The sequence below is a fragment of the Limosilactobacillus sp. genome (genome assembly GCF_041859915.1).
In the GTDB taxonomy this organism is placed as follows: Bacteria; Bacillota; Bacilli; order Lactobacillales; family Lactobacillaceae; genus Limosilactobacillus.
In genome coordinates this window covers 1-9,606 of the sequence record NZ_JBFLGB010000061.1, presented here as the reverse complement: position 1 = coordinate 9,606, position 9,606 = coordinate 1, and the positions used below count along the sequence as shown (strand labels likewise).

The following is a 9,606-nucleotide window of genomic DNA, read 5'->3' as shown; positions in this document are numbered from 1 at the left end:
TCCTTAATCTATGGAGCTTTGTTACTTCCTTTAAATGTCTTTCTTAAATTATATTTACGTGACCAAGAAAAATATAGTCAATTCCATATTAAACAAGGAAAAAGCTAAATACAGCCTTGTTAGTTTTATTTCTTATCGAATATGAAAATATCCTCATGAACATAATTATGTTTATGAGGATGTTTTGAAATGTAGCATAACCTAATTAAGTTATTACTTTAGGTTATGTATTAAATTTGATAATTTAAGCCACCATGACTAACAATTAAATCCGGTTGAAGAGTAATCTCCTTATCAGGTAGTGAAGTAAATAATTTTGCTTACGGACTTGGTTCAACTGAGTAATGAGTCGGTCTGCTTGTTGGCCATTTAAATTTCACTACTGCTGGGTCAGTTTGAGTTAAGGTAAAACTAGTTGGCTGTTCAACGAGGGAATTGTGCCCGAAGCTTGGTCAGCACTAGCGGAGGGACGGAACAATATTTTTCACCAACCAACCTTAACCACTATTGCACACCAGCATCACAAGTCGGTTGCTCAAGTCATTCTTCCTTCGCTGGGATGTCCAACGGGGATTAATTCCATTAGCAAAGTCAACTAACGCAGCTCGAATGGTTGAAAATCGTGATATCTTCGATTTTGAATTTTGAATTATCACCGACTGAGATTAACCAGATCAACCAGCTTGATACGGGGGTCAGTCTTTACCCAGAATATTAAAGACTTAGTTTTACTATAAAAGGAATTGTGAAAATAATTTTATTCTCACAATCCCTTTTATATAGACACTAGCGAGGTTGAGATGCTAGCTGAGTGCGAAAGTATTTAATTAAGCGTTGAGCTGGTTCTCCTAAAGAAGCACCCTTACGCCAGATCAAGTAATGTTCCTGCTGGTGCTTGGGGGTAAGAGGAATGAAGGTCAAGTGGGCCTTAGCTGGCAGGGGAGCCCCTTGGATACAAATAAGGTTTCCCATTCCAGTCGCCGCTAAATAGGCTGCATTTGTTAAGAGATTATATTCTGCGACGATAGATACTTCTTGATTGCTAGCCTTTAACCAGTTGCTAACTTCATCATGAACTAGAGAACGATGGGGGATAATCAATTTTTGCCCCCTAAGTTCATTAATATTGATTGATTTTTGGTTCCTAAAGGGACTATTTCGGTTGACGGCACCCCCCACCGGTCAGTGACTGGCAGCTGAAGATAATAGTATTTAGCTGCGTTGATGGGTGTCGAAACTAAACCAACTTCAATGGCTCCCCGGTCTAGCTGATCTTTAATTAATTCCCCATCCCCATCGTATATGCTTAATTCAACTTGTGAATATTGTTGGTGAAATTTACGGAGAAGTGGAATTAAAAACTTGGTGACAGCTGACTCAACACAACCAATCCCGACGGTACCAGTCAGCTCATCATTATTTAAATCAGCGACCACTTGGTTAGCCCGGTCTAATTCAGTTAAAATTTGTTGGATTCTGCGTTGATAAGCTAAGCCAGCTTTAGTCAGGACCATTCGTCGGCGTTCACGAATAAAAAGTGGCGCGCCAAGTTGTCCTTCCAACTGTTGAAGCTGCCGGCTAAGAGTTGGTTGGGCAACATGAAGCTCACGGGCGGCTGCAGAAATTGTTCCTAGCTTAGCAATCGCTAAGAAATAATGTAAGATACGTGTTTCCATCTGGAAATCATACTCCTAGTATTCATTTTAGGTAAAGATTTATATTCATTATAGGTCTTTAACATATATATTGCAGGGCTTTACAATAAAATTGAAGATATCTTCTGATCAAGACAGTTTATTATCAATTGGGATATTCTAATGAAATGAAGCAAATTACTAGTCTTGACCAAGGACATTCCGCTTTCGATTGGAACATCATGGATAACTTTAATAATCCTGCAATGATCAAAGTATTAAATGATGCGCGTGTTCATAATTAAAATTGAATGAAGGAGATCTTATTATGAAAACAGTAGTTCTATTATTTCACCCTAACTATGCTCAGTCCCGGGTTAATAAGACTTTAGCCCAGGCTCTTGATGATGATATCGAAGTACGTAATATGTACGCTCTTTATCCTGATGGAAAAATTGATGTAGCAACAGAAAAGAAAGTAATGGAAGCGGCTGATCGGGTTGTCCTTCAGTTCCCAATTATGTGGTACAGTTCACCTGCTTTGCTTAAGCAGTGGGAAGATGAGGTCCTTGAATACGGTTGGGCCTATGGAGAAAATGGTGATGCCCTTCATGGTAAAGAATTAGTCCTAGCGGTTAGTCCTGGTGCCAATAATTATGGCCGAGACAACTTTGTTAAATATACAGTAACTGAATTATTACGACCATTTCAAGCAACCAGTCGTTTAATTGGGATGACTTACAAGAAGCCATTCATTACGATCGGTGCTTCTACGATCAGTGATGATGATCTTACTCAGCAAGCAAGTAAGTACAATGAGTACCTGCATCAGGCTCAACTGGCAACTTTAGGAGACTTTGAATAGGGGGCCATTAAAATGGCAATGAGTGAACATGAAAAGGAACTTGCTGGTCAACCTTATGATTATCGAGATCCAGAATTACAAAAAATGATCCAAATCGGTCGCCGATTAATTACTCAGTTGAATCAGGAAGATGACCCTGATAAGCGCTTACAAATTGCCCACCACTTATTTCACCGGGCTGGTACAGGTCTGACGATTAATGGTCACTTTGACGCCCTCTATGGTGCCCATATTTCAGTAGGGGACAATGTTTTCATCAACGGTAATTGCTATTTTCAGGATTCTAACCGAATTACCTTAGGAGATCGTGTAATTATTGCCCCTGATACTAAATTCTATTGTGGCCAACACTCCTTAGACGCTACTAAACGTTTTGCAACTCGGCAAGATGGTAGTCACTACTTGATCACTACAACTGCTCCAATCACGGTTGGTAATGATGTTTGGATTGGTGGCAATGTCACAATCATTGGGCGTGTGCACATTGGCAATAATGTCATTGTGGGCGCCGGTGCGGTTGTGGTGGCCGATGTGCCTGATAATACGGTTGTTGGTGGTGTTCCGGCTCACAAGATCAAGAATTTGGCACCGTTGAATAATTAATAATTAAATTACTCGCAAATTTGTCATTAGATTGGGGGATGAAGTCAATGGAATATAGCAAAATTCCAGGAACAGATATTCGAATTTCTAAATTAGCGGTCGGTGGGATGAGCTTTGGTAAACCCGCGTTTAAGACTTACCGATGGATCTTGGGCAAAGAAGATACTGATAAGATGGTTCAGCATGCCTTAGATCTGGGTATTAATTTCTTTGATACCGCCAATGTTTACGGTGCTGGAACCAGTGAGCAATTTATTGGTCAAGCTTTGAAACATCATCAAGTTCCCCGTGACCACGTAGCTATTGCTAGTAAGGTTTATTTTAACCCTGGTCGACTTTCAAAAACGGCGATTAACCGAGAAATTGATGGGACATTGCAGCGTTTAGGAACCGATTACCTTGACCTTTATATTATCCATCGTTTCGACTATGACACGCCCATTGAAGAAACGATGGAAGCGTTAAATGGCCTGATTAAGGCTGGTAAAGTACGTGCCATTGGTGCCTCGGCAATGTATGGTTACCAATTTCAAAACATGCAACATATTGCTGAAAAGAATGGCTGGCACCAATTCGTAGCAATGGAAAATCACTATAACTTGCTTTACCGGGAAGATGAGCGTGAACTAATCCCCATTTGCAAACAGGATGGAGTAATGCTCATGCCGTATAGCCCGTTGGCAGGAGGGCACTTGACCCGACCAACTTGGAACAGTAATTCAACCCGGAGTAAAATTGATACTTCAGCAAAGGCTAAGTATGATCATGCTAAACAACAAGATCTTCCAATCATTCAACGGGTTCATGAACTAGCTGCTAAGCATGGAGTTAAAATGGCTCAGATCGCCTTGGCTTGGCAATGGGCTAAGGGAGTAATTGCACCGATCGTCGGGGCAACGAAGCAACAATATCTTGATGATGCCGCGGCTGCAATGGATATTCACCTAACACCTGATGAAGTTGCTTATTTGGATGAACCCTATACCGCACACGAGATTGTTGGCGCGTTAAACCAAAATCCAACCGATATGCTACCAAAGAGTGTTGAAAATTAAAAATAGTATAGATTGACATAAATAAAACTCTTCTAGTATGAAAATAACTATAACTGGAAGAGTTTATTTTTGAAATATTTTTATTTTTGAAATATTATTTAAGCATTTATTTAAAGCATAGGAATTCATTAAAATAAAGCATTTTCATTTTAGCCTTTTACTTACTATAATATAGTTAAAAGGCATAGAAAGGAAAGTATCAAAATGAAAAAGATTGTTGTATTGACAGGTAGTCCGCATCATCCAGGAACGTCAGAGCAGTTAGCTGATGCCTTTGTTGCCGGGGCAAAGGCGGCTGGTAATGAGGTATATCGTTTTGATGCCGGTCGGCGAATTAATGAATTTTCGTTAATTCAGTTGAAAGATAACCAACCCGGCATGGAAGTTGAAGTTGAACCTAATGATATCATTAAAAACGAAGTCATCCCTAAGTTGCTGGATGCGGATATTGTTGTCCTAGTTACCTCGCTTTATTATTATGGGATTAATTCTGCTTTGAAGGCAGTAATTGATCGTTTCTATAGTTATAACCATGAACTTCATGGTGGTAAGGAGGCCATTACCCTAATCAGCGGTTATGGTCAAGAAGATGCTTTTGCTTCTATGCAGCTGTACTTTAAGCAGTTATTGAAGTATATGCGGTGGGATTTACGAGGTTCGGTTCTGGCTGCTGATTCTTGGAACAACCAAAAATTACAACAGCACGTTCAAGAAGCTCGTAAGCTTGGTGAAGATATTAAGTAAAGAAAGGATGAACGCCAATGGCGAAGACGTTAGTTCTCTATTATTCAGCTACTAATACTACTAAACGGGTTGCAGAGCAGATCGCTCAAAAATTAAATGCGGATTTGTGTGAAATCCATCCAGCACACCCTTATTCCAGTGCTGATCTTAATTGGAACGATCCCCAATCACGAACTTCGATTGAGCAACACCAACATGATACAAGAGTCGCAATTAAAGATGATTTACCTGATGTTAGTGGTTATGAAAATATCGTAATTGGTCACCCAATTTGGTGGGGAATTCCGCCACGGATGATCACGACAGTTATTGATCACCTTAACTTAAACGGTAAAAAGTTGGCTCTGTTTGCCACTTCTGGTGGTAGTAGTTACCAACGTTCACAAAGTAATATTGAACGGGCTTTGCGAGAAAATAATTATGATGTGCAAGTTAACCCCGGAGCAGTTCTCAACAATGACGCTCAAATTGATCAGTGGTTAAAGAAGCTAAATTTCTAAATTAAAAATGGAAAAAGCACTGCTAAATGGCTTACACCAACCATTGCAGTGCTTTTATAGATTCTATACTATTATCCCGTCCACTAGAGTACCAATAAAATTATATATTCGTAAGCAGAAATACATCTGTAAGTTAGATGTTTTTTAAATAAAGGACTTGAGTCACTAAAATTCAGCGACTTAAGCCCAATTTTGATATATGCATGATTTACTCATTTCCAAAAAACAGTGCAAAAAGGGGAGATACAGTTTGCTAGCCAAGAATGTCATGTCCACCAGTAGCAACAAGTGTTAGTAAAATACGATGACTATTTATGGTGTAAATGACTATCCAGTTATCAAACTGTTTACCATAATTTTTAATACGAGCAGGATGGAATTCTCGATAGCCAAGCCATTTACCTTTTAAGCCATGGTCTTTGATTCGGTTAAGTATTCCAATATTCTGTTCAACAATTGCATGTATACACGGTTTTAAAGCTTTAATTGGGTAATGCTTTTTAGCAAGTCGTTTTAGCTGACGTTCAAACTGATTAGTGCTTTGAATCTTCATCAATTTTGTCTATCCACTTATCGAAGTCATCTACAGTGCCGATGGCTTTAATTTGACCTGACTCGGCTTCTTCTTTTCCAGTTAATGCTTCAGGCGTGTCTAAAAAGTTAACTAGCTTAACTTGATTATTGGCAGCCTTGATAAGGGCAAGTCGTAAATATTCTGAAATGGTTAGCCCTTGTTTAGCAAGGTTTTGTTTGGCACGGTTGCTTATTTCAAAAGTGGTACGAGTTGAAACAGTTTTATTCTTAATTGCAGCAGAAGAACTCATTGTTGTCACCTCAAGCATAATGTTTACTATCGTATTACATAAATATTATATATTGAAATAACAAAGATATCAAATACTTGAAAGGTTATTTAATCGTAATTAATTTAAGAAGAGAAGAGATCCTCATAAACAATTTGCGCTTTTAATTCTGCTTGATATTTAACCACCTGAAAATACTTCATAATTGTTAAAAAACTTTGTTCAACAATTATGAGGCATTTCAGTAAAACATAGCGTCATTTTGTTTTCTTGAATAGTATGTGTTTACTAGTTAATTTGATTTTGGATAATAATTTGTTAAAATCTGTTGAGCCTGATCAAGGAACTTTTTAGCTGGTAAAACTGCTACTCCTTCTTCATTTCCTAATAAAACAACTTCAGTACCAGCAGAAAAGTGATAAATTCGTTGAACTTTTTGGGGAATTGTTAATTGATTATCAGCCGTAATCTTGGTAGTACCGAAGAAGTATTTTCCTTTAGGTGAAATTCCGAGCTTCTTACCATCAAAATAAATTAAATCATCAACTGAAACATGATAAAGCTTGGCTAGTGCCGCACAGTTAATAATATCTGGCATAGAGTTGCCATTTTCCCACTTTGAGATAGCTTGCCGCGAAACGTTAATCTTATCCGCCACATCCTCAATGGTTAATTTATTAGCTTTCCGCAAATAGATCAAATTATTAGCAATGTTCATCATTACTATCATCTCCTTTACTACCTATTTTGACAGCTTACAAGGGTTTAACAACCAAGTAAGATAGGCAGCAATAGTAAACTTAAGTTGACAGTTATCAGCTAACTTGACTTAAACCATGGTTTAGGGACTACGCTCTAACTGTACTTAAACGAAGTACAGGAAAGGGAGTTACCTTATGAAAGATGCAATTTTAGTTAAAAAGGGTCAAATGGCAATTAAGGATGTTGCTAAGCCAACAATTCAAAAGCCGGATGATGTAATTATTAAGGTTGTTCGCGCTTGTGTCTGTGGGTCAGATCTTTGGGCTTATCGAGGAATCGACCAAGTTCAACCTAACTCACAAAACTCTGGGCATGAATCAATTGGAATTGTTGAAGAGGTTGGCAGTGCCATTACAACTGTTAAGCCCGGTGACTTTGTAATTGCACCATTTACTCATGGTTGTGGACATTGTGCAGCTTGCATTGCTGGGTATGATGGAGCTTGCCTAGGCCATGATAACAACTTCAGTTCTGGCAACCAAGCAGAATATATCCGTTTCGAACATGGTCAATGGGCATTGATTAAGATCCCTGGTCAGCCTAGTGATTATAGTGAAGGAATGTTAAAGTCTTTGTTAACCTTGGCTGATGTCATGGCAACTGGTTACCATGCTGCCCGAACTGCTCGAGTTTCTAAAGGTGATACGGTAGTTGTCTTCGGTGACGGTGCCGTGGGTCTTTGTGGTATTATTGCTGCTAAGTTGCGTGGTGCTAAGCGGATTATTTCCACGAGTCGACACGCAGATCGAGAAGCCTTAGCTAAAGAATTCGGCGCTACTGATAATGTTCCTGAACGAGGGGACGAAGGAGTTAAGAAGATTTTAGCGCTAACAAATGGTGCTGGTGCTGATGCCGTTCTTGAATGTGTTGGTACTGAAGAATCTACGGCTGAAGCACTTCAGATCGGCCGTCCTGGAGCTACGATTGGTCGGGTTGGTTTGCCTCATACACCAAAGATGGATATTGCAACCCCATTCTACAAAGGTGTTGCTATCGCTGGAGGTGCTGCTTCAGTTACCACCTATGACAAGAAGTTCCTTCTGAAGGCTGTTTTGGATGGCAAAATTAATCCTGGAAAGGTCTTTACCAAGAGCTTTAAGCTTGATGATATTAATGCTGCTTACAAGGCAATGGCTGAACGGAAGGTAATCAAGTCCTTGTTAGTCGTTAGCAACGGTTAATTAATAGTTTAGCTTTTCATCAATATAATTTTAAAAGGGAAATCATATACTTAAATGTGATTTTCCTTTTTTGATTAAGTACTTACTTCAAATAGCTATTACACTAGTATTTTTGCATTAGTTAGATTAAAATTTAGTTAAAGGCGATTCAGAACTTTTACAAGGGTAGGCGAGTGTAGTGATCCATAGTATTCAAAATGTTTCTAACTATATTGAAGAAATCGAGAAATTAATTAGTGACAAGCGGCATAATTACTACTTCCGTGGGCAGGATGATGCCTTTTCCAACACCTTACCACCAATTTTTCGTAGTCGAAAACTACTAGATAACGAAGATAACTTATTCAATGACTTCCTGATGGCAGACCCGCAGCTTTTTGAAAAGTGTCGTACGAACTTTGAACGAATGGCCCTGATGGAACACTACCACCGCCACTCGGTTACTAGACGTTAGTACTAACCCCCTTATTGCGCTTTTTTTTGCGGTGAAAGGTGGTAGTGGCGTCGGTGAGGTATATGTTTACAAAGATCAACCCAACCCAGATAAACTAACGGAAATGCTGGATCAGCGTGGTTGGCATAACCTGTACGCTGAATATCAATGTAAGATTGGCTTAACCCACCACAATTATTTTAAAAAGAATGCCTTCAGTAATGAAATGCAATTGGAAACGTCACTGGCGCGTCAATCAATGGCCGATAAAAGTTCCTTCTTTCAAACCCTGAAGAATTTTTACAAACTCGACAATGATTATATTGCTCAAGAACATAAGTTGTGGAGTCATCGTTATTTTAATTACTTCGAAGGGCATGAAGACAATTACTTTGCTGATTTCAGACATGACTTACAGACATTGCCGTTTCTTCGCTTATTTGAGGAAGCAAAACGCGACATCCCGAGCTTTGTAAATAAATTAAATCCACTGGAATTAATTGTCCCCAAGATTGTTGCTACTAAGCGGATGAATCGTCGAATGGAAAACCAACAGGGCCTGTTCCTATTTGTTCCCTTCATTGGCGACGAGTATGATCAATCAGTAGAAATTGACTATTCTGAAGTAGAACGACGAGCTCAATTAGCAATCGACATTCTCAGTCTATATAATCCCCAAAAGCCTAACGAGAAGGAGAAATACATCATCCCTGCCAAATATAAGCGACCGATCTTAGATGAACTAGCAAAACTAGGGATTGACTACAGTTTCATCTATCCTGAAGACCATGCTAAAAAGGCCGAGATGATTAAGAATAAGTACCTGGGATTGTAGACATTTTTGAAAGTGGGCAAGGAAACACGTTCTTTTAAGGACGTGATGAATTGCCCTTTTTGTGTTCAACATACGCATGGATAGTATATTATATGATATAATTATTAGTATGAAAGACACAAATAGACTTACATATGGTAGAACATCAGTTTATAATCTTAATTACCATCTCATTTGGGGGACTAAGTATC

The 9,606-nt window shown here is 38.9% G+C and carries 13 protein-coding genes and 1 pseudogene; 9 read left to right on the top strand and 5 right to left on the bottom strand.

Features of this window, described 5'->3' with window-relative positions:
- Positions 1-786: 786 nt before the first annotated feature.
- Entirely contained in the window at positions 787-1,179 is a 393-nt protein-coding gene (locus ACEYV4_RS07830) for a LysR substrate-binding domain-containing protein (RefSeq protein WP_373842772.1), read from the bottom strand.
- Entirely contained in the window at positions 1,098-1,676 is a 579-nt protein-coding gene (locus tag ACEYV4_RS07825; protein ID WP_373842771.1) for a LysR family transcriptional regulator, read from the bottom strand. Before ACEYV4_RS07825 ends, ACEYV4_RS07830 begins: the two co-directional genes overlap by 82 nt.
- A gap of 286 nt (positions 1,677-1,962) precedes the next feature.
- On the opposite strand from ACEYV4_RS07825, the gene ACEYV4_RS07820 reads away from it, so the two are divergent.
- The 5 genes from ACEYV4_RS07820 to ACEYV4_RS07800 all read left to right on the top strand — a co-directional run bounded on the left by ACEYV4_RS07820 (position 1,963) and on the right by ACEYV4_RS07800 (position 5,401).
- Positions 1,963-2,499, top strand: coding sequence for an NAD(P)H-dependent oxidoreductase (locus tag ACEYV4_RS07820; RefSeq protein ID WP_373842770.1), 537 nt, complete (start codon positions 1,963-1,965; stop codon positions 2,497-2,499).
- A gap of 12 nt (positions 2,500-2,511) precedes the next feature.
- Positions 2,512-3,102, top strand: a complete 591-nt coding sequence (locus tag ACEYV4_RS07815; protein WP_373842769.1) for a maltose acetyltransferase domain-containing protein — start codon at positions 2,512-2,514, stop codon at positions 3,100-3,102.
- Between the two features lie 47 nt (positions 3,103-3,149).
- Positions 3,150-4,157: an aldo/keto reductase gene (locus ACEYV4_RS07810; RefSeq protein ID WP_373842768.1), complete on the top strand. Its 1,008-nt coding sequence runs from the start codon at positions 3,150-3,152 to the stop codon at positions 4,155-4,157.
- A 204-nt stretch (positions 4,158-4,361) separates the two neighbouring features.
- The gene (locus ACEYV4_RS07805) at positions 4,362-4,901 is read left to right on the top strand and encodes a flavodoxin family protein (RefSeq protein WP_373842767.1); all 540 of its coding nucleotides are present in this window, start codon (positions 4,362-4,364) and stop codon (positions 4,899-4,901) included.
- Positions 4,902-4,918: 17 nt separating this feature from the next.
- Positions 4,919-5,401 carry a flavodoxin gene (locus ACEYV4_RS07800; protein WP_373842766.1) on the top strand — a complete coding sequence of 161 codons (483 nt, stop codon included), beginning with the start codon at positions 4,919-4,921 and terminating at the stop codon, positions 5,399-5,401.
- A 253-nt stretch (positions 5,402-5,654) separates the two neighbouring features.
- On the opposite strand, the gene ACEYV4_RS07795 is transcribed toward ACEYV4_RS07800, so the two are convergent.
- The 3 genes from ACEYV4_RS07795 to ACEYV4_RS07785 all read right to left on the bottom strand — a co-directional run bounded on the left by ACEYV4_RS07795 (position 5,655) and on the right by ACEYV4_RS07785 (position 6,925).
- The gene (locus ACEYV4_RS07795) at positions 5,655-5,954 is read right to left on the bottom strand and encodes a type II toxin-antitoxin system YafQ family toxin (RefSeq protein ID WP_373842773.1); all 300 of its coding nucleotides are present in this window, start codon (positions 5,952-5,954) and stop codon (positions 5,655-5,657) included.
- Positions 5,935-6,225, bottom strand: coding sequence for a type II toxin-antitoxin system RelB/DinJ family antitoxin (locus tag ACEYV4_RS07790; RefSeq protein WP_373842765.1), 291 nt, complete (start codon positions 6,223-6,225; stop codon positions 5,935-5,937). The genes ACEYV4_RS07795 and ACEYV4_RS07790 overlap by 20 nt, the downstream gene beginning before the upstream one ends.
- 271 nt (positions 6,226-6,496) lie before the next feature.
- Positions 6,497-6,925 carry a helix-turn-helix transcriptional regulator gene (locus ACEYV4_RS07785; RefSeq protein ID WP_373842764.1) on the bottom strand — a complete coding sequence of 143 codons (429 nt, stop codon included), beginning with the start codon at positions 6,923-6,925 and terminating at the stop codon, positions 6,497-6,499.
- Between the two features lie 175 nt (positions 6,926-7,100).
- Between ACEYV4_RS07785 and ACEYV4_RS07780 the strand changes: the two genes are divergently transcribed.
- The 4 genes and pseudogenes from ACEYV4_RS07780 to ACEYV4_RS07765 all read left to right on the top strand — a co-directional run.
- Complete coding sequence (locus ACEYV4_RS07780) at positions 7,101-8,147, top strand: zinc-binding dehydrogenase (protein WP_373842763.1); 1,047 nt, start codon at positions 7,101-7,103, stop codon at positions 8,145-8,147.
- Between the two features lie 178 nt (positions 8,148-8,325).
- Entirely contained in the window at positions 8,326-8,601 is a 276-nt protein-coding gene (locus tag ACEYV4_RS07775) for a hypothetical protein (RefSeq protein WP_373842762.1), read from the top strand.
- A 31-nt stretch (positions 8,602-8,632) separates the two neighbouring features.
- Positions 8,633-9,415 (top strand): hypothetical protein, encoded by a 783-nt coding sequence (locus ACEYV4_RS07770; protein ID WP_373842761.1) that lies wholly within the window; start codon positions 8,633-8,635, stop codon positions 9,413-9,415.
- 109 nt (positions 9,416-9,524) lie between these two features.
- Positions 9,525-9,606 (top strand): annotated as a pseudogene (locus ACEYV4_RS07765) (IS200/IS605 family transposase); the annotation flags it as partial.

What these genes read in the sequence shown, in the direction of transcription:
- ACEYV4_RS07825 (WP_373842771.1), bottom strand. Translation starts at nt 1,676, where the DNA reads ATGGAAACACGTATCTTACATTATTTCTTAGCGATTGCTAAGCTAGGA.
- ACEYV4_RS07820 (WP_373842770.1), top strand. Translation starts at nt 1,963, where the DNA reads ATGAAAACAGTAGTTCTATTATTTCACCCTAACTATGCTCAGTCCCGG.
- ACEYV4_RS07815 (WP_373842769.1), top strand. Translation starts at nt 2,512, where the DNA reads ATGGCAATGAGTGAACATGAAAAGGAACTTGCTGGTCAACCTTATGAT.
- ACEYV4_RS07810 (WP_373842768.1), top strand. Translation starts at nt 3,150, where the DNA reads ATGGAATATAGCAAAATTCCAGGAACAGATATTCGAATTTCTAAATTA.
- ACEYV4_RS07805 (WP_373842767.1), top strand. Translation starts at nt 4,362, where the DNA reads ATGAAAAAGATTGTTGTATTGACAGGTAGTCCGCATCATCCAGGAACG.
- ACEYV4_RS07800 (WP_373842766.1), top strand. Translation starts at nt 4,919, where the DNA reads ATGGCGAAGACGTTAGTTCTCTATTATTCAGCTACTAATACTACTAAA.
- ACEYV4_RS07795 (WP_373842773.1), bottom strand. Translation starts at nt 5,954, where the DNA reads ATGAAGATTCAAAGCACTAATCAGTTTGAACGTCAGCTAAAACGACTT.
- ACEYV4_RS07790 (WP_373842765.1), bottom strand. Translation starts at nt 6,225, where the DNA reads ATGAGTTCTTCTGCTGCAATTAAGAATAAAACTGTTTCAACTCGTACC.
- ACEYV4_RS07785 (WP_373842764.1), bottom strand. Translation starts at nt 6,925, where the DNA reads ATGATGAACATTGCTAATAATTTGATCTATTTGCGGAAAGCTAATAAA.
- ACEYV4_RS07780 (WP_373842763.1), top strand. Translation starts at nt 7,101, where the DNA reads ATGAAAGATGCAATTTTAGTTAAAAAGGGTCAAATGGCAATTAAGGAT.